19 protein-coding genes are annotated in these 18,528 nt (G+C 40.0%); 6 read left to right on the plus strand and 13 right to left on the minus strand.

The genetic code is table 11. From position 1 onward, the window contains the following. Positions 1–71: 71 nt before the first annotated feature. Positions 72–827 (minus strand): hypothetical protein, encoded by a 756-nt coding sequence (locus PY364_RS17080; protein WP_275524284.1) that lies wholly within the window; start codon positions 825–827, stop codon positions 72–74. A 280-nt stretch (positions 828–1,107) separates the two neighbouring features. Between PY364_RS17080 and PY364_RS17085 the strand changes: the two genes are divergently transcribed. From PY364_RS17085 to PY364_RS17105, 5 genes are all read left to right on the plus strand, one after another. Beyond that, the gene (locus tag PY364_RS17085; RefSeq protein ID WP_275524286.1) at positions 1,108–1,623 is read left to right on the plus strand and encodes a hypothetical protein; all 516 of its coding nucleotides are present in this window, start codon (positions 1,108–1,110) and stop codon (positions 1,621–1,623) included. 42 nt (positions 1,624–1,665) lie between these two features. After that, positions 1,666–1,899: a type II toxin-antitoxin system prevent-host-death family antitoxin gene (locus PY364_RS17090; RefSeq protein ID WP_275524288.1), complete on the plus strand. Its 234-nt coding sequence runs from the start codon at positions 1,666–1,668 to the stop codon at positions 1,897–1,899. Next, complete coding sequence (locus PY364_RS17095; protein ID WP_275524290.1) at positions 1,896–2,282, plus strand: type II toxin-antitoxin system VapC family toxin; 387 nt, start codon at positions 1,896–1,898, stop codon at positions 2,280–2,282. Before PY364_RS17090 ends, PY364_RS17095 begins: the two co-directional genes overlap by 4 nt. A 12-nt stretch (positions 2,283–2,294) precedes the next feature. Further along, complete coding sequence (locus PY364_RS17100; protein ID WP_275524291.1) at positions 2,295–5,198, plus strand: CHAT domain-containing tetratricopeptide repeat protein; 2,904 nt, start codon at positions 2,295–2,297, stop codon at positions 5,196–5,198. Between the two features lie 171 nt (positions 5,199–5,369). Beyond that, entirely contained in the window at positions 5,370–5,660 is a 291-nt protein-coding gene (locus tag PY364_RS17105; RefSeq protein ID WP_275524292.1) for a hypothetical protein, read from the plus strand. A 283-nt stretch (positions 5,661–5,943) separates the two neighbouring features. Here PY364_RS17105 and PY364_RS17110 read toward each other — a convergent pair whose 3' ends face one another. The 7 genes from PY364_RS17110 to rfbC form a co-directional block, all read right to left on the minus strand. Further along, positions 5,944–6,795: a glycosyltransferase family 2 protein gene (locus PY364_RS17110; RefSeq protein ID WP_275524293.1), complete on the minus strand. Its 852-nt coding sequence runs from the start codon at positions 6,793–6,795 to the stop codon at positions 5,944–5,946. Then, on the minus strand, positions 6,792–7,865 hold the full coding sequence (locus PY364_RS17115) for a glucose-1-phosphate thymidylyltransferase (RefSeq protein WP_275524294.1): 1,074 nt from the start codon (positions 7,863–7,865) through the stop codon (positions 6,792–6,794). Before PY364_RS17115 ends, PY364_RS17110 begins: the two co-directional genes overlap by 4 nt. Before the next feature lie 95 nt (positions 7,866–7,960). Beyond that, a complete protein-coding gene (locus PY364_RS17120) occupies positions 7,961–8,596 on the minus strand; it encodes a methyltransferase domain-containing protein (protein WP_275524295.1) in 636 nt (211 codons plus the stop codon). A gap of 79 nt (positions 8,597–8,675) precedes the next feature. Further along, positions 8,676–9,659: a glycosyltransferase family 2 protein gene (locus tag PY364_RS17125; protein WP_275524296.1), complete on the minus strand. Its 984-nt coding sequence runs from the start codon at positions 9,657–9,659 to the stop codon at positions 8,676–8,678. Between the two features lie 2 nt (positions 9,660–9,661). Then, positions 9,662–11,557 (minus strand): hypothetical protein, encoded by a 1,896-nt coding sequence (locus PY364_RS17130; RefSeq protein WP_275524297.1) that lies wholly within the window; start codon positions 11,555–11,557, stop codon positions 9,662–9,664. Then, positions 11,554–12,426, minus strand: coding sequence for a dTDP-4-dehydrorhamnose reductase (rfbD, locus tag PY364_RS17135; RefSeq protein WP_275524502.1), 873 nt, complete (start codon positions 12,424–12,426; stop codon positions 11,554–11,556). Before rfbD ends, PY364_RS17130 begins: the two co-directional genes overlap by 4 nt. Then, the gene (gene rfbC / locus PY364_RS17140) at positions 12,426–12,974 is read right to left on the minus strand and encodes a dTDP-4-dehydrorhamnose 3,5-epimerase (protein ID WP_275524299.1); all 549 of its coding nucleotides are present in this window, start codon (positions 12,972–12,974) and stop codon (positions 12,426–12,428) included. The genes rfbD and rfbC overlap by 1 nt, the downstream gene beginning before the upstream one ends. A 130-nt stretch (positions 12,975–13,104) precedes the next feature. Here rfbC and PY364_RS17145 point away from each other — a divergent pair, with 130 nt between their 5' ends. Further along, positions 13,105–13,785, plus strand: coding sequence for a methyltransferase domain-containing protein (locus PY364_RS17145; protein ID WP_275524301.1), 681 nt, complete (start codon positions 13,105–13,107; stop codon positions 13,783–13,785). Between the two features lie 273 nt (positions 13,786–14,058). Here the strand turns inward: PY364_RS17145 and PY364_RS17150 are convergent, their stop codons facing one another. The 5 genes from PY364_RS17150 to PY364_RS17170 form a co-directional block, all read right to left on the minus strand. Further along, positions 14,059–14,499 carry a DUF726 domain-containing protein gene (locus PY364_RS17150; protein WP_275524303.1) on the minus strand — a complete coding sequence of 147 codons (441 nt, stop codon included), beginning with the start codon at positions 14,497–14,499 and terminating at the stop codon, positions 14,059–14,061. After that, the gene (locus PY364_RS17155) at positions 14,478–14,678 is read right to left on the minus strand and encodes a hypothetical protein (RefSeq protein WP_275524304.1); all 201 of its coding nucleotides are present in this window, start codon (positions 14,676–14,678) and stop codon (positions 14,478–14,480) included. Before PY364_RS17155 ends, PY364_RS17150 begins: the two co-directional genes overlap by 22 nt. Positions 14,679–14,901: 223 nt before the next feature. Further along, positions 14,902–15,969, minus strand: a complete 1,068-nt coding sequence (locus PY364_RS17160; RefSeq protein ID WP_275524305.1) for an NAD-dependent epimerase/dehydratase family protein — start codon at positions 15,967–15,969, stop codon at positions 14,902–14,904. Continuing rightward, positions 15,962–16,723 carry a glycosyltransferase family 2 protein gene (locus PY364_RS17165; protein ID WP_275524306.1) on the minus strand — a complete coding sequence of 254 codons (762 nt, stop codon included), beginning with the start codon at positions 16,721–16,723 and terminating at the stop codon, positions 15,962–15,964. The genes PY364_RS17160 and PY364_RS17165 overlap by 8 nt, the downstream gene beginning before the upstream one ends. Then, positions 16,720–18,462, minus strand: coding sequence for a hypothetical protein (locus PY364_RS17170; protein ID WP_275524307.1), 1,743 nt, complete (start codon positions 18,460–18,462; stop codon positions 16,720–16,722). Before PY364_RS17170 ends, PY364_RS17165 begins: the two co-directional genes overlap by 4 nt. Between the last annotated feature and the right edge of the window lie 66 nt (positions 18,463–18,528).

The following is an 18,528-nucleotide window of genomic DNA, read 5'->3' on the forward strand; positions in this document are numbered from 1 at the left end:
CCTGATAGTTAGTCTTAAATCGTATCCATAACAAGGATGGAGTTATCAAGGAGCGGAATGATGCGAAAGTATCACGTTCCGTTCTGAAGGAGAGGTAGGAGTGGCAACGCTCCTATCGACTCTAACTGATCGCCGTTCGCACTTCCTTGAATAACAACAATTGTCGGGCGTTCTTTGGAATCGGCATTTGGCGGTAAGGAACGAAATAAATAGAAAAAGCCGTTGCGGTCAATTAATAATCGCCAAACTCTCTTATCGTTTTGCTCGTTGAGTTCTCTGCCGATGAGTTGATTATATCGCTTTGCATCGCCGATAATGCGGAAGCCAGAAGGATTATCTGTGCTGCCTAATTTGCGTCCAAGTCCTAAGTGCTTTTCAGGAGTAACGACAGTAACAGCAGGTAATGTTGATTGTAGGCCTGCATCCCGTCTCGCGTCCGCAGTTCCCTGGAAACGAGCTAACCAAAACAGAATAATTAGAATAACTGAAACTATCACTAATTCGTCGATGAAGGAGTCGTTTAAATTTACTTTAATCAATCTTTGTCTTTTAAGCAGTCTCAAGATAATTTGAATTAAAATAGCAGTGAAAGTCCATGTCAATACCGTTAGTAAGCACCTGAAAGGATCGCCTAAAAATACTTGTAATGGAACCATTAAAAATGACTCGAAGGGGAGGTCTAAGGTGGTGACTTCGAGTTGAAAAAAGCTGAAATATGCCCAGCGGTAAATCCAGCCCGTGAAGTAAAGGGCGGCTCCTAGTAAGGTGACGATTGAGGCAAATTTTCCTAGTATATTGGGTTGAGTTTGTGGGGAGGTTTCGGACACGGTGATACTTGCGGGATCGTAGGTGTAAAATTAACGTTAAACCATTAGTCCGTCAGGGGTTAAAACCCCCGCCTCAAAGCGAAAGTCCTCTTAAGAGGACTGAAGAAATAGCTAACAACTTATTAGTCCTCTAAAAAGGACTTTAGCTATTAGCCAGGGGTTTTAACCTCTGGCGGGCTTTCAGCTTAAGTTGATAGTAATGCTGTGGGAGGTGTGGCTACGGCAAAAGAAATTTGATCTATAATAATAGTGTAGCGCAGTTATAAGTGCTGTCAAAAAAATGAAAGTTTTTTCTAAGTTACTGGTTGTGGCATTGTTGATGGGAGCCAATGGTTTAGCGGGTTGTGGTCAGGTAATGACGGCTAACTCGGCACCAAAGGCAGACGAAATTGCCCTAGATTTGCCTAAGTTGGCAGATGTGCAGCTAAAGACGGGGGGCTCGAAATCGGGACAGGTCAAGGGGTTTGACGCGACGGGTCAGAAGTTGCTGATTGAGTCTGAGTCAGTGCCCATTGCCCAAATTGAGACAGTCACCTTTAAAGCCAATGACTCGGAGGGTCAAACGAATAAGGGGCCAGTGATTCGGGGACAGCCGGAAGTTTGGCGGGTACAGCCGATGAGTGCTTTTAAAATTGAGGGGGATAAAGCAAAGGTGAAGCTAGAGGCTAGAAACATAGAAAAGCAATCGCAGCCAGATGCGTTGGGAACTCCTAGTCGCTATCAACTTCGAGCAATTTGGTTTGATGCAGCATCTCCGGGAACGATGCGGTTGAAGGTGACAGGTATTCGCGATTAGGTGACAGAAATTCCAGTTAAATTGATAGAGGATTCAATCATTATGCAGCACAAAGATATTGCCGATGCGATCGCGAATATTTCCTCGTTACTAGAGGCGGCGATGGGTGGGGAAGAGGTGGTGATTCTCAAAGATAACCATCCTGTTGTGAAGTTAATGCCGATGTTACCTGAACAGAAGCGTTGGCCGGCCAAGGCGGGAAGTGCGATCGGTTTGGTGACATTATCGGCTGATTTTGAAGAGCCAATCGCCGATTTTGAGGATTATCTACAATGAGGCTATTGTTGGACACCCATACGTTTATTTGGTTTATTATCAATAGCCCTCAACTGAATTTGACGGTAAAGCAGTTAATTGAGGATGAAAAGAATGAAAAGTTAGTCAGTATAGCAAGTATTTGGGAGATTGCGATTAAGCAAAATACTGGTAAGCTGAGTTTCGGTCTACCTTTTCAGGAGTTTGTAGAGCAGCAGCTTAGTGTTAATAGCATAAGTCTGCAGAATATTAATTTAGACCATATTAATGTTATTGAGTCATTGCCGCTTCACCATCGCGATCCGTTTGACAGGTTGATTATTGCTCAGGGAATGGTGGAACATCTGCCGATTTTGAGTGCGGATTCTATCTTTGATGCTTACCCGATTCAGCGGTTTTGGTAAAGAGAGGAAGGAATGAAAAGAGTTTTAGCGGGTTTGTTGGGATTGGGTATTTGTCTATCGCCGTTGAGGGGGGTGGCAGGTGGTGTAGAAATTGATTTGCGGCCTTTGAGTGTGGGAAGTCAGGGGCGTGAGTTGTTGGCTCAAGGAATTGATAGTCGGAAAGCGGAAGCTAAGCGGCTTATGGATCAAGGGGATATGTATTATCAAGCCAGCCAATTTGAAGCCGCTATACAGCCTTGGGAACAGGCTCTTATAATCTATCAGCAAATCAAAGACCTTCAGGCAGAGGGAGCACTTCTCACCAATCTAGGTAATATTTACGGCCCATTAGGCTATTCTAAAAAAGCGATCGCTTACCATAAAAAAGCTTTGCTAATTCTACGGAAAATCAAAAGCCGTGAGGCAGAGGGAGCTACTCTCATCAACCTGGGTAATACTTACTACTCTCTTGGAGACTATAGAAAAGCGATTTTTTATCTTGAACAGGGGTTGCTCATTCTACAAACAATTAAAACCCGTTTGGGAGAGGGAACTGCACTTGGAATTCTGGGTAATACTTACAGCTTACTAGGAAATTATAAAAAAGCGATCGATTACCAGCAGAAGTATTTGACTATTGCAAAAGAAATAAAAGACCGTTTTCTAGAGGCAACTGCTCTCGGCAATTTGGGTTTTACTTACAACGAAGTAGGCGACTATGGAAAAGCAATCTTTTATCTTGAACAGGCGTTGGTTATTGCACGGATTATCAAATACCGCAACGGAGAGGCAAATCATCTGGGGAATCTAGCCGGTGCTTACATAGCTTTAGGCGACTATGGGAAAGGAATATTTTACTACAAAGAGGCATTAACCATATTTCAGGAAATCAAATACCGCAATGGAGAGGCAATTGCTCTAGGAAATTTGGGGAATGCTTATTCCTTACTAGGGGACTATAGAAAACAGATTGATTATAACAAGCAATATTTGACCATTGCACGGGAAATTAAAGACCGTCTTGGAGAAGCAAATGCCCTCGGTAATCTGGGTTATGCTTACGAGTCACTAGGAAATTATGAGAAAGGGATTGCATTCCATCAACAAGCTTTGGCTATTGCACGGGAAATCAAAGAGCGTAAGAGTGAAGGAAATGAGCTTAATAATTTAGGAAATGCTCTCCTCAAGTCTGGCAAACTATTAGAAGCAGAGCAAAGTCTACGTGAAGGAATTAAGGTGTGGGAATCCCTAAGAACAGGATTAGAAGATGCTGATAAAATATCAATTTTTGAAGGGCAAGCTAGAACTTACAAACTGTTGCAAAAAGTCTTGATTACACAGAATCGGTACACAGATGCTTTAGAAATTTCTGAACGCGGTAGAACAAGAGCCTTTGTCGAGTTACTAGCACAGCGCTTGAATGCCAATCAACCCTCATCAATCAGCATTCAACCACCCTCTATTGACTCAATTAAAACAACTGCGAAACAGCAAAATGCCACCATCGTTGAATATTCAATTATTTATGATACTTTTAAAATTCAAGACAGACTACAAGGCAAAGAATCAGAACTCTATATTTGGGTCATTCAGCCTAATGGTAATGTCACCTTTCGCGCCGTTGACCTCAAACCCTTGTGGCAAAGTCAAGAACCTGTAGAATCTCAAAACATTACCCCAATCAATCTATTTTGGCAACAAAACCTACAAACTTATAGCTATCCCATAATCATACTATTGTTGGTAATCGTTATGGGTAGCTTTACGACTCTAGCCTATTCAGCCGTTTATGCAGATAAAACCTCTAAAAAAAGTCAAGCTTTCCGCCCAAAACTCGCTCAAACTTTGCTAGGATTAGTCGCAACTAGCGGCACAATTAGCCTCATCTTCTTACTCATCCAAATGCAAAACCAGCAGAGCCTAGAGGTAGCCACTCGCTCCCCACAGCAACCCAAATCACCTCTCGCAAAACTGGTTTTCAGCGCTCAAGAATCCCTCGGAGTTCGCAATCGTGGTTTATTACAAATTACCAGCGGTCAAAGTAAAAAAACTATCAAAGAAAACTGGCAGCAACTCCATCAAATATTAATCCAACCCATTGCCGACTTACTGCCAACTGACCCCAACTCCCGCATCATTTTTATCCCGCAGAACGACTTATTTTTTGTTCCCTTTCCCGCCCTGATCGACGCTAATGGCAAATACTTAATCGAGAAACACACCATCCTCACCGCTCCCTCCATTCAAGTTTTATCATTGACTCACCAGCAACGGCAACGCCTGGGCGCATCTCGCTTAATTTCATCCATTACTAATCCGAATTTCCTAGTAGTCGGCAATCCCACTATGCCCAAAATTTCCCAATATCCGGGAGAACCGGCTATCCAATTAGATGATCTGCCAGGAGCAGAAAAAGAAGCCACAGAAATCGCTAATCTCCTCAAGACTAACGCGATTATTGGCAACCAAGCCACAAAAACTGCTATTGTTGAAAAGATGCCACAAGCGCGAATCATACATTTAGCAACGCACGGCTTACTCAATGACTTATATACTGGAGATATACCGGGTGCGATCGCTCTTGCTCCTAATAATCAAGGGGATGGTTTGCTGACTTCCAGGGAAATTTTGCAGATGAAACTCAATGCTGAATTAGTTGTTTTGAGTGCTTGCGATACAGGGAAAGGTAGAATTACTGGTGATGGTATTATCGGACTTTCTCGCGCTTTATTTACGGCCGGAGTTCCTAGTGCGATTGTATCTCTTTGGCCTATCAATGATGGTTCTACCGCCTTCCTGATGGCTAATTTCTATCAGAATTTGCAGCAGAATCCGAATAAAGCTCAGGCATTGCGGCAAGCGATGTTGGTGACAATGAAAAAATATCCAGATCCGAGAAGTTGGGCGGCTTTTACTTTAATGGGTGAAGCTGAGTAACAGGAAAGTCTGCTTTGAGGAAAAGTGCGATCGCTAAGAAGATATCGACCATAATAACTTCCTTGACCTAATTTTCACGATCGTGTTAGAGTTAGTTAACAGGAGTGATTCGGCTTTAAATCGAGGCTAACTTCCCTAGCACCAGTTGTGTTTTTGAGTGAGGACTTCAATATGACTACAGCAAAACCAACAAAAACAATAATCAACCCCAGAGAAATCAATAACCCAAGCAATATCGTCGCTGAAATTGCCCAAACTGAGCTAGAAAAACTCAACACACCTGACGCTACAATTACCTGGTATAACCCAGAAGACACAGAAAATCCCGAACAATCGATCAAATTTGATGAGCTTTCAGTAGAACTCCAACAAGCTATTCTGAACAAACTAGACCTTTGCCAACAAGGTAAATTTGTCTCCCTTGAAGAGTACAAAACTCAGAAACAAAAGAATAACAGTTAATAAAAAGGGAAGAGTTAAGTGTACGAAATATGGCTCTATCCAGTTGAACAAGTTCTCGAAAGTTTTGATAATGAGACAAGAGAAGAGATAATTTCTCAACTAGAAGAATGGTCACAAAGAGTAATTTTTGATAGACGAACGCAACCTCGCGGTTATTCAATTGCCCCTATAAAGACTTCAGAATACAGGGGTGTTCTTTGCTTAGTTGACCATATCCACAAAACCATTATTATTTTAGAATTTCTCCCCAGGGTTTAGTTTCTTAGAGAGATTTGGAGAAGCATTACAAAACAAATCGCCTGCAATACAGTAAAACTCCTTTTAGCTCATTAACAGATATCTTATTATTAGTTTGCAAAGAAATCAATGCTGACACAGTTATCCGACTCAATCTATAAAGTAAGACCAATTTACTCGTATGTTTTTCTAAAGTCAAGAGATAACTATAAGTGCTATGTTTTATTTTTTCATCAGGTATAGTCCCAGTAATAGATGATGGCTGGTGAATGATAGAGATTTGTTTAGTTAACGCAATAATATGTCCCTGTTTAGCATAGCGTCTACAAAAATCAAAATCTTCATAATATAAGAAGTAATCCTCATCAAATTGAGGACAATAATTAAAGTTTCTTAAGTTAATTATTAAACTACAACCCGTTACCCAGGTCATTTCTATATAAGGCAATACTTCTAATTCAGGTGACAAACAATCATCAGCAATAATTGTGCCCTTGTCCGCGAAAAATTGCCCATTCCCAAACCAAATTTTACCCGTAGGCTCGTAAACTACTGTCCCTAAAATTGAAACCTCTGGATAAGTCTCAAAGAACAGCGATGCTTGCTTAACAGAACTTTCCACCAAATAAGCATCAGGGTTAATTAGCCAGATAATAGCTTCTGAATTTTGATTAGAAATCCAGTTCAAACCTAAGTTACAGCCTTTCCCAAACCCTAAATTATCCCCAGCCTCAAGAATGAATATAAATTCAGACTTAAGGCTATGAATTGAGTCATCATCAGGAGAGTTATTAACGATAATAACTTGACAGTCAACATCCTGATTTAGTAGAATAGAACTAACTAACTTTTCTACAAGTGAAGTTGAATAATAATTGACAGTAACAAAGTAAATCACGTCAGTTCAATTAAACTATCATCACCAATCATAAACCGTAGAGCTTTAGGGCGTGCAGGGGCAGGGATTAGTTGAGCACGTTGTCCAATTACACTATCAACAATTCGCTCCTTAATACCAACAATTTTAGCTGATTGTAATATTACACTATGTTCCAGGTCAGCATCAATTAAAGTTGCGCGATCGGCAATACTACTGTAAGGGCCAATGAAAGAATTTTCTATGTGGCAGTTTTCGCCAATAACAACCGGGCCGCGAATGGTAGAATTAATTATCTGACTGCCTTTGCCAATTTGTACCCGTCCAATGATTTTAGTTGTAGCGTCTATTTCTACTTCTACTGCTGGAATTATACAGCTATCTAAGATGATTTGGTTAGCACTGAGCAAGTCATCTTTTTTCCCAGTATCTAACCACCAACCATCTAAATTGCAAGCTTCTACTCGCTTTCGTTCGTTGATAAGTTGTTGAATAGCATCTGTGATTTCTAGTTCCCCACGAGAAGAGGGTTGAATTTGCGAGATTGCATCATGTATAGTCTTAGAAAAAAAGTAAATCCCCACGAGTGCTAAATTAGATGGTGGCACTTTTGGTTTTTCTACTAACTCTAAAACGCGCCCCTGTGCATCCACTGTAGCGACACCAAAAGCACTAGGATTGGTTACAGGTCGCAGTAAAATTAAAGCATCAAGATTGTTATTTTTAAAAGTCTGCAAAAACGGGTCAAGCTGACTTTGAATCAAGTTATCTCCCAGATACATAATAAAGGGAGAATCGCCTAAAAATGGCTGAGCAACTTTAACAGCATGAGCGAGCCCAGCAGGTGTTTCTTGGAGAATATAGGTAATTTTAGCACCGAAGCGATCGCCATTTCCAGTTTTAGCCTTCACCTCTTCCCCAGTCTCAGGACTAATAATAATCCCAATGTCTGTAATTCCAGCCGCGACAATTCCCTCAATTCCGTACCAAAGTATCGGCTTATTTGCCACTGGTACGAGTTGTTTTGCACCCGTGTAAGTTAGGGGACGGAGGCGTGTACCTTTACCGCCAGAGAGGATTAATGCTTTCATATTTTCCCGGTATATAGTATCAGTTTGAGTGCGTGACGCTGATCGGGTTAACAGGTTCCCCAAGTTCATATTTTCCCACAGTTCAGGACAAAATATCACTTAACTTTAGCCAAAATTACCGTCCAAGGTAAAGGGGACTTTACTTTAATAATCTCAAATTTGGTTTGCACTAATTTTATAAATCCTCTTTTTGACCAGTGTTGAATGTGCCCTGGACTATTGCCAAATTGAGCAAAATGAGCTCCCCGAATAAAGTTTAATGTTCTAAATATCGGCTCTCGCGGCACACTCAAAAGGCAGTAAGGTGAAGCAACGTTGTATAATTTTTCCAGTCCTAAAATTGGCTCGTCTAAATGTTCTAATACTTCGCAGCAAACAACAATATCCGAGCGATCTGTTTCAGATTTTAATTCATAGATATTCTTATTTTCAAAGGATACGCGGGGAGAGGAAATAGCATCTTTGGCAATATTCAAAATCGTATGAGATATATCAGTACAGTGGATTTTAGCATCAGTGCTGTCAACTAGAACTTTAGTAATATGACCTTCTCCACATCCGACTTCTAAAATAGTTTTAGGATTAATTTCTTTGACGATTTCAGCAATTACGTCAGCAAAATTCTTCAATAATAATTGACCAATCGGATTTCGCATCTGATATTTATTCGATCCTGTTCCGACGACAATACCATTTTCAATCACAGGACTTTTCTGCCTTTGCTTAATCATTAAATACCTCCCTTTTTCGTAACGCCGCCCTCTGGGCGGTTTAATTAATTACCGCCCAGAGGGCGGCGTTACACTAATTTTAACAATTTTCGTCAAGAACTTCAGCAATTTGCTTGTCTACATAATCAGCATCTACATTGCGAGTGATTAACTCTGCTAAGATTCCCAAAGAGATCAACTGCACTGATAATATTGTACACAAAATCCCAAAAAATAGAAGGGGGCGAGTGCCGATCGGCCCTAAGTGCATACCACCTAAGTTAAGAAACCATACTATTATTAAGTAAGTCAGGGAGAGAAAACCTATTGAACCGAAAAATAATCCTAACCCTCCAAATAAATGACCTGGTTTATGTAAATAGTGAGTTGTCGCTAAAACAGTTAAAAGGTCAATAAATCCCCTTGCGTAACGTTCCCATCCATACTTTGATTGACCGTGTTTTCGGAAATGGTGTTCGACAACAACCTCGCCGATTTTAAAACCCAGATTGTTTGCTAAAACTGGAATATAGCGGTGCAATTCGCCGTACACTTTGATGGAATCTAAAACTTCTTTGCGATAAGCTTTGAATCCGCAATTTATATCATGCAATTGTACACCTGTCAGGATTGAAGTAACTGTATTAAACAGCTTCGATGGTAACGTTTTAGAAAGCGGGTCGTTTCGTTTTTTTCGCCAGCCGGAAACTAAATCGAAGCCCAATTCTAGATGCTGCAAAAAGTTAGGAATTTCTGCCGGATCGTCTTGCAGATCGGCATCTAGGGTAAAGATAACTTTACCCATTGATTTTCGGAAACCAGCGGAAAGAGCCGCAGATTTACCGAAATTACGCCGCAATTTAATCGCCTTAATTAAGCTAGGATATTGGTTAACTAAATTGCTGATTTCTATCCAAGAACGATCGCGACTACCATCATCTATAAAAATGATTTCGTAATTGTCAATTCTTTCTTGTAACATCACCTCACTAATTTTATCAAACAAGATTTTGAGGGTAGCTTCTTCATTGTGAACGGGAATCACGAAGCTGAGTTGTTTTGGTAAATTGTTATTGCTAATCAAGGTTAATTCTTCTGTAAAAATTGGGAATTACGCAATGCTATCCAACCTTCGCGGTTTTTAAATGAGGCATAAGCTGTCAACATTTTATCTACTGGTGATATCTCAATATATCCCCTCCAGGCCGAGAATTCGTAGGATTGCCCAAATATTTTAACTAAATCTGGACGGGGAAAACCTGACATGGCAAAACCTCTGATAACATTTTCTTGATTGAGAATAGCAATACATTTAACCTTATTTTCTGGATCTCCCACCCAACCTATTACTCTAGCTGCTTTAGGTGTAAATTTAGTCACTGTATCAAAATATCCCGGCACTCCATCTTTGGGTGGTGATAGTAAATTAGGATTAATTTTTTCATCTATTGCTGCGCAAAAGTTATGCTGTTTAACATCGCGATTAAAAGGAACTAAATTGTTAGCTTTCAAGGCATCAATTAACCCAATAAAAGCTGCTGGTTTGTTGCCTACCCGTTCTTTAATTAGGCTGACATCAGTTATTCCTAGCTGAAGTGACAGTGCTACCAATGGTTGATAAGTTGCTCTGTATGCGATCGCATCTGCCGTCTGCCCCCCAATTTGGTACATTGAAATAATAGCAAAGGCAACAACTGCTAGTAGCGGTATCAGGAAACGCCCTTGAATTTTAAAGGTTAATTGCCATTGCCGAAACCACAATATTGTTACTACAATTAAGCCGATCCAAAATAGTGCAGGCAGAGAAGCATAGCGTGAGGCGGTAGCCTGTTCTACACCAAATCCTGAACGGCTGACAGCGGCCATAAATGCAGTTGCGATCGCATAAGTTTGGATAGATAGCCAAGGCAGCCATTCTCGGCGATTAGGATTATTTTTTGACAACAGCCAATAAACTCCAAAACCTGTGGCAGCTATTAATCCTATTATCCCAACTATTAAGGAAATAGTAACTTTGTTGCTAAAAATACCACCTAGATAAACTGGAATATAGGTAATAGTATCGCCAAGACTGAGTTTAGCTAACGACGGGCTATTTGAGGGGGTTTTATAGGTTAAAAAGTAAGTACCAACAACTAAAATAGCGGCAGTAATATATGAGATAATAACTTTACGAGGCAACTTTACCAGCACTGGAAAAATACACAAAACAGGCCATAATGCTAGCGATGTGCTGTAACTCATAGAGCCTAATAGAGCAAAAACAATGCTAGCAATTAGCCATTTAATATATTTTGGTTTAGACATATCTCCGTCGTCTATTGCCATTACCCGCCAGGGATTAAAATCCTCGGCTAATAGCTGAATTCTTCTAAAGAAGGCTAAAGATTTAGATTGTTTTTCAGTCCTCTTTAGAGGACTTTTACTATGAGACAGGGATTTTAATCCCTGGGGGATATTGGGGACAGCGATAGATGCTATGTCCGCAATCTTTGTCATCGAAAAGATAGAAGCAATTACAAATAAATTAGCACCCATCCAGGCCACACCGCTAAACCCCCTCATCCAATTGTGAGCAGCAGCGGGAGTAAAATTAAAGATAGAAATGCAGAGTAGCAAGCAGATAAACATAAACCGCGATCGCCGTATACTTAAAGGTAGCATCGCGATTAATATGTGACACTGAATCCAAGCAAAAATCCAGGTAATTAACGATAAGCCAATATTAGACCCTTTGGTGACAACAATATTGAGAGCATAGATAACTGATGGAATTAGTAGAAAATGCTCGTTTGCCCGAAATATCCAGTTGAAAGGATTAGTAGAGAAGCCATCAACTGTATAAAAATTCCAGGTAATCCACCAATAGTCAAAATTAGATAGCTCTCCTGACTGGGATGTCAAGTACAAAATATAAGCCGCTGGTATCAGGATAGCGATAATTGCTGGGGCAATCAAAACAAACTGTGACTTCTGTTTCATTTCGCCTCTCTTGCTAACATTTTTCTGAGTCCTTCCCGCCAGTGAGGGGGATGATTACCCAAAACTGCTGATATCTTTGCAGACGAAAGAACAGAATAAGCGGGGCGTTTTGCGGGTGTAGGATATTCAGGAGTGGCAATAGGAATTACACGCTGTACTTTGAGGGGAAATCCTAGTTGTTTCGCTTCTTCAAAAATGGCGATCGCAAAATCATACCAACTAGCAACACCGCTGTTAGTGTAATGGTAAGTGCCAAAAATTTCAGGTTTAATGCAGGAAGTAATTTGAGATATGGCAGCCGCAAGATCGCCAGTCCAAGTCGGACTTCCTATCTGATCTGCTACCACCCGAATTTCTTCCCGATCCTTTCCTAATCTCAGCATGGTTTTGACAAAATTGCCTTTACCACCATTGCCATAAACCCAAGCTGTTCTAATAATAATATGTCTATCTGAAGCTTCCTGAATTGAAAATTCGCCAGCTAATTTAGACTTGCCATAAACACCCAATGGATTAGTAGAATCTGTTTCGCAATAAGGATAACCTTGGCTACCACTAAATACATAATCTGTAGAAATGTGAATTAATGTCGCTCCTAATTTTTCACATTCTTCTGCTAGAATACCAGGCGCAATTCCATTAACAGCATTTGCCAGTTCCGGTTCACTTTCCGCTTTATCCACAGCAGTATAAGCAGCACAATTGATGACTAAATCTGGTTTGATTTCCCCCATTAACTGACGAATGCTGTCTGGTTGGGATAAGTCTAAGAGAGTGCGATCGCCAGCAATAACCTCTCCTACCGATAATAGAATTGGTTCCAATTCTTGAGCGAGTTGTCCGCCGCTACCTGTAAGTAAAATTTTCATCATGAGAAAACTTCCGCTGTTTTCAAAGTTTGTCCTGCTCGATCTTTTGCCGACAATATAGGTTTCCCATCTGCTAGCGGCCATGCGATCGCTAAATCGGGGTCATTCCACAGAATACACCTTTCGTGTTCAGGTGCATAGTATTCAGTAGTTTTATATAGCACCTCCGCCACCTCCGAGACAACTAAAAAACCGTGAGCAAACCCCGCCGGAACCCACAATTGCCGCTTATTTTCAGCACTTAGCAAATAACCAACCCATTGCCCAAAAGTGGGGGAGTTTTTTCTAATATCCACCGCCACATCAAATATTTCTCCCATTCCTACTCTTACTAATTTACCTTGAGGTTGCTGCATTTGATAATGGAGGCCTCGCAGGACATTTTTAGCTGATTTGGAGTGATTGTCTTGCACAAAGTCGGTTTTAACCCCCGTCTTTTCGGCAAATGTGCGATGGTTGAAACTTTCAAAAAAGAACCCGCGATCGTCACCAAAAACACGAGGTTCAATTATTAAGACTTCTGAAATTTCAGTAAATACAATGTTCATGGTTCTAGAAAAAGTGGTAAGCTGAGTAGCAATCCTAATAGTATCAGGGTTTAGACCTTTTTGATGCAGCAACACTGCCTGTTTAGGTGGCGGCAAGTCACGATAACGGAGTTACCAAAATTATTTTACTATGAAACCAGACGAATATCTAAAAAAGTTGTATGCCAATCGCTTTGATGCCAAACAGATGCGCTCAAAAGTGACGCTTTGGAAAATTTTAATTGACGATTTCTTACAAAAATATGTTTCCCCCGAATCAAGTGTTTTAGATATTGGTGGTGGCTACTGCGAATTTATCAACCAAATTCAGGCAAAAGAAAAATACTTAATTGACCTCAATCCTGATTCTAAATTATTTGCGAATCCTGATGTTAATGTACTTAACTTGGATATTTTAAGTTTGAATGAGCAAAAATTACTCACTTGCCAATTTGACATAATTTTTATTTCCAACTTTTTTGAACATCTACGCAATAAAGAAGAACTAATTGAAATTCTAGCCTTTTGTTTAAACTCTCTTAAACCCCAAGGCTCTCTCTTAATCGTTCAACCCAATTTCAAATACTCCTTCAAAGAGTATTACGATTTTATCGACCATCAATTACCCATAACCCATCTATCACTTAAAGAAATTTTACAAACTGTAGGCTTTAAAATAGACTTAATTATACCAAGATTTTTACCTTTTTCCACAAAAGGTAGACCAGCCTCACCACTACTACTAAAATTTTACCTAAAAATGCCGTTACTTTGGCAATTTTTGGGAGGACAAATGTTTGTCAAAGCCTCCAAACCACATCTAGGTACGTAATTGGTGAAACAGGAGTAGGAAAATCCTCTACCCTCAACGCACTTTTTAATGCAGGTTTAGAGGTGAGTCATATCGAGGCTTGCACCCAAGAGGTGCGAGGAGTGGAAGTCTCATTAATAATTCTATAAACTCTTGCATGGTAGATTACTCCTATGTAGCTTTGCTGAGGCTTAAAGCAGCCACAACATAAATTTCAAAAGCGAAGCGATGTCAGATGAAATAATTTGCCCTTTTCTTGCTTGACTGCCTCATGTAGGATGAAAAGCGCTAATTTTACAGCCACAAGCTTCGCCCTACTGTTTCAGGCAAAACCCGCAGATAATGTTTTTCTGCATGGTCTGATGTTGCGATCGCAGACGTTGCATCTACATTAATAATTCTGGGGTGCGCGTCTTTTATCGGTTTTAGACCGCAGGGGCTTTTTAGATAAAGTTCTCCGATTTTGAAGTGTATGTTTAGCACTTCATCCTGGGAGTTGTAGACATTCACGAGTTTGCCTGCCAATATTGAAGCCCTGATTCCCCATTCTTTATTTCTGCGGACAGCACCACCTAAAAGAATTGTGTTGTTGATTATTTTTGGGGATTCCGAACAATATGCTAACCCATAGTATATAACGCGAACTCCTAGCGAGTAGCCGATTAGGGAGACGGATTTCTCAGGAATTTGTGAAATCAGTTCTATAAGCAGGTTTAGGCTCCTTTTTCCTCGCACAGACCAAAAACCTCAGCCACCCAATCAGAAACAGAGTTTTCGTAATACTCGATCGCCAGTTTCCCCGCAGCTTGGGTAGTAAACCAGTCCATGCCACCGCCGATCGCAGCCCCAATAACTGGAATTGCTTTTCCGAAAGATTTCTGAATGCTCTTTTCTACTGCTTTTCTACCTCCCACCTTCCAGAGTGCTTTGATCAGGTGCTTGGAAATTCCAGAGTAACTCTTCTGTAAGGGCTTGTCAATAGTTTCAATAACAAGTTTAAGCTCTTTAATTACTTAATGGTGTTGGCGGTTGCTATATAAACCGGATTTGGTATAAAAGAGGGCTAAAGCCCAACTACATACTTTTTTACCTTTCTTTTCCTTTTCCCTCTGCATCTCAGTGACGAAAGCGGTTCGCCTAATAAAATATCGAACTCAACACAGATTCATTAGCAAATATCCACTCATAAATATCCTGCAAAGCCGCTTTAGGTTCAATAGTCGGCTTCCATCCAGTTTTCTCAATCACTCTAGAAGAATCAGTAATAAAAATAGGGATATCCCCAGGTCGTTCTTCTAGCAAAGCATTAATCTCGATACATTCTCCCGTAATTTCTTGACATAACCTAGTAGTTTCCACCAAAGAAAGACTATTACTAAAACCGCCGCCCACATTAAAAACCTCTCCATCAAACTCAGCAAAATTTTCTAACTGATAATTAATTAGCCTCACTAAATCCTCAACGTGCAACAAATCTCTAACTTGCTTACCGCTACCACCAAAACCAATATAATTTAGCGATTTTTGGAAATAGTGAGCAGCCACCCATAACCCATAAACACCCTGATCGACTTTACCCATCTGCCAAGCTCCAGTTATTAGTCCACAACGGTTTATAATCGCTGGAATATTGTATGCTTCCCTGTATTCTTCTATTAGCAACTCCGAAGCTAGTTTAGTAGATCCGTACAGCGAACGATATCCTTTTAAAGGGAAATCTTCAGAAATACCTAGTTGAGAAATGCCTGGTAAAGTTTGCTCTGGTGCAATCGCAAACCTTGACGGTAATTCTAACAATTTTACAGATTTAAGAGCCGCAATTGGATAAACCCGACTCGTAGATAAAAACAACAAACCCGCACCCGTTTGTCTAGCCAACTCCAGAATATTAACAGTTCCTAGTAAATTAGTTTGGAGAACATATTTAGGTGAAGTAAAACCAGCCACCACAGAAGGCTCAGCAGCACAGTCTACAATACAATCTACTTTAAGAACAACTGGATCTAGATCCGCAGAAGAGCGAATATCTCCATAAACAAACTGGATATCAAAATGCTTCATCCTGGCAAGATTCAACTCCGAACCCCTGCGCCGCAGGTTATCCAAACAAATAATTTTCCACTGAGGATGAAGTTTTTTAAGTCCAATTGCCAAAGAACTACCGATGAAACCTGCACCTCCTAAAATCAAAATACTTTCAGGCATTAACTCTCAACTCACCCATTTGTTTATTCCGGTGATAATCGCCACGAGACAAGTGTTTTTCCAGCCAGACATACAGAACAATAAATAAATATCGGCTCCCCATCTCTTTAATTTTTAGCTTGGAAATCCCTGAAGTCCGATTATACCACCGCATCGGAATTACCGAGTAAGAGAAACCCCTAACAATTGCTTTCAATGGCAGTTCAACTGTCAGATTGAAATGATAGCTCAATATTGGTTGAACTCCAGCAATCGCTTCTCTACGGTAAATCTTAAAAGCATTAGTTACATCATTGTACGGCAAACCAAAAATGCTTTTAACAAACCAATTTGCCAAACGGTTAATCGCCAACTTATGAATCGGGTAGTCAACAACATAACCCCCCTTGATAAATCGGGAACCAAAGATGCAATCATAGCCTTCTAACAGTTTGTGATAACCCGCCACCAAGTCTTGAGCATCGTCTGAAGCATCCGCCATCATAATTGCTACAGCATCCCCTTCAAACTCATTCAAACCACGACGTACAGCAAAACCAAAACCATTTGGAGGTTGATTATTGATATACCTAACTGTTTGAAAAATCTCTGACAAATGTTGACAAATTTCAAGAGTTTTATCGGTACTATTGTCATTGATAATCAGAATTTCATGAGGTATTCGCTCTTGTAAGAGAGTGTCCGCGATCGCACTGACAGTGCCGCCCAAACTGCTCTCCTCGTTATGAGCTGGTATAATAACTGAAATTTTCACTCCTCCTCCACTGTGACTTTAACGCCACCATTCAACTTAACAAATTCCTTACCATCAGGATTATACACCCAAGCGCTGATTATTGTTTCGCCAACTGGGAGAGAATTAGCTGAAAAAGTGACTCCCCATCTCGCTTGCTTGTAGCGATTAGAGTTTAACGTCTTGGCAACGTCATCACTATCTAAGTTTACATAAGCACTGGCAAAAAAAGATTTTTTATTCCCGTAGGAAAGCAACGCGATTTTTGGTGATTCCAATTTGTCTGGCAAAATTGCCCACCCAGCAACCTGTAATGTATCGCTTTCTTTGACAATCAGTGACTTGTCTCTCGTCTGCGGATTATCAATATAACCGTAAATCTTACTAGGTTTATTCGTAAAAGTGATATCTTTCGCTAACTTTCTAAAACCTATTTTATCAAGAATTCCTGCCCCTTCCCTCACTAACTGCGTTTTTTCAGTCATTACCCATAAGCAGCTATCTGGTGAATTATCTAAAAAATTTGATGATTCTAGATAGTTGATTAACTCTAAGCAAGTTTTACTACCTTGTCTGTAAGAAAGTGCAGCTTGAGATTGCGCGATCGCTTGTTGTGAATTAAGAAATATTATACAGATTAAGATTCCCGCAAATCCTTTATATATAAATTGTGATGACCTTATTTTTACTATATGATTCTCTTTGTTAAACAGCAGCCATAACTGAATTATAGCAATCAATAAAAATATCGAAACTGTTGTATATCTTGACGATTCTATAGCATGATTAGCTCCAAATCTTGCCCTGCCAACCGTAATAAAAATAGCAGATAAAACTGAAAATAAACCTAGCGATAGCCAAGGCGCAGCATCGCGATCCTGATAGTAGTTTGCTGTCATAAAATTTTTGCTAAAATGAAAGACAAAAAATACAAAAAGTAAAAATACGATCAAGCCTACGAACCCAGAGATAACAGGTAAACGTACAATTGGAGAACCCAATAGATTAAAAAAATAGTTAACTGTAACTAAAGGTTTTTGCAACAGTAAAATAATGCTAAGCTGACGCTGGGGATGATAATCAATAAAATATAAAGTACAAGTTCCTATAAACAGTAGCATCCATACTAATAATCTTTTTCTGATCTGTGCAATACTTCCCTCAATAGCAACAACTGAAGGGATTACAGCCAACCAAGACAATAAACCTTGTGCCAGCGAGAAACTAGCGATTCCACAACATATAGCAGCAATAGCTAGTCTAACGTTAGGCAATAATTTATTTTCAATATTTAGCATGAAAATGGCAATAATTACACATAAATTAACTAAAAACCAGGCTAATTGAAATCCCCACAGCCAGTTTTCATGTTGAACTAAAGAAAAGACCCATAGGCAAGTTAAAATATTAGCTAAATGAAACAAGTTATCCCCTCGACCCTTAACTTGACTGGAGGATAACTTATAGATAAAAACAAAAGTTATGACCGACAAACAAATGCTCAAACAAATTTCATAATTAATATTCCAATTAGAAAGAAAAGCTAGAATTGTAATAATCATCTTTGGAAATACAATCCGGTGATTGCTATGTAAAGCCCAAAAATCTCCAAAAGTTGCATTGCCAACAGCTACTTTATCAAAAAGACTAACTAATCTCCACTGATCGTGGACAGGAAAATTGACGCTAAAACTAGCTACAAAGCCGATTAGTAAAGCAAGTGGAATCAGATAGAGAATTAATAAGGCAGTTTTTTTCATCAGTCTGCGATCGCACCCTTCGATCGTAACGCCGCCGTCCCGGCGGTAAAGAAACCGCCGTCCCGG

Origin of the sequence: Kamptonema sp. UHCC 0994 (assembly GCF_029167235.1) — a bacterium.
GTDB lineage: Bacteria > Cyanobacteriota > Cyanobacteriia > Cyanobacteriales > Microcoleaceae > Kamptonema.

Bases quoted from the DNA above. Each gene is read 5' to 3' on its own strand.
- PY364_RS17085 (WP_275524286.1), top strand. From the start codon at position 1,108: ATGAAAGTTTTTTCTAAGTTACTGGTTGTGGCATTGTTGATGGGAGCC.
- PY364_RS17145 (WP_275524301.1), top strand. From the start codon at position 13,105: ATGAAACCAGACGAATATCTAAAAAAGTTGTATGCCAATCGCTTTGAT.
- PY364_RS17090 (WP_275524288.1), top strand. From the start codon at position 1,666: ATGCAGCACAAAGATATTGCCGATGCGATCGCGAATATTTCCTCGTTA.
- PY364_RS17130 (WP_275524297.1), bottom strand. From the start codon at position 11,557: ATGAAACAGAAGTCACAGTTTGTTTTGATTGCCCCAGCAATTATCGCT.
- PY364_RS17160 (WP_275524305.1), bottom strand. From the start codon at position 15,969: ATGCCTGAAAGTATTTTGATTTTAGGAGGTGCAGGTTTCATCGGTAGT.
- PY364_RS17170 (WP_275524307.1), bottom strand. From the start codon at position 18,462: ATGAAAAAAACTGCCTTATTAATTCTCTATCTGATTCCACTTGCTTTA.
- PY364_RS17100 (WP_275524291.1), top strand. From the start codon at position 2,295: ATGAAAAGAGTTTTAGCGGGTTTGTTGGGATTGGGTATTTGTCTATCG.
- rfbD (WP_275524502.1), bottom strand. From the start codon at position 12,426: ATGAAAATTTTACTTACAGGTAGCGGCGGACAACTCGCTCAAGAATTG.
- rfbC (WP_275524299.1), bottom strand. From the start codon at position 12,974: ATGAACATTGTATTTACTGAAATTTCAGAAGTCTTAATAATTGAACCT.
- PY364_RS17120 (WP_275524295.1), bottom strand. From the start codon at position 8,596: ATGATTAAGCAAAGGCAGAAAAGTCCTGTGATTGAAAATGGTATTGTC.
- PY364_RS17105 (WP_275524292.1), top strand. From the start codon at position 5,370: ATGACTACAGCAAAACCAACAAAAACAATAATCAACCCCAGAGAAATC.
- PY364_RS17115 (WP_275524294.1), bottom strand. From the start codon at position 7,865: ATGAAAGCATTAATCCTCTCTGGCGGTAAAGGTACACGCCTCCGTCCC.
- PY364_RS17095 (WP_275524290.1), top strand. From the start codon at position 1,896: ATGAGGCTATTGTTGGACACCCATACGTTTATTTGGTTTATTATCAAT.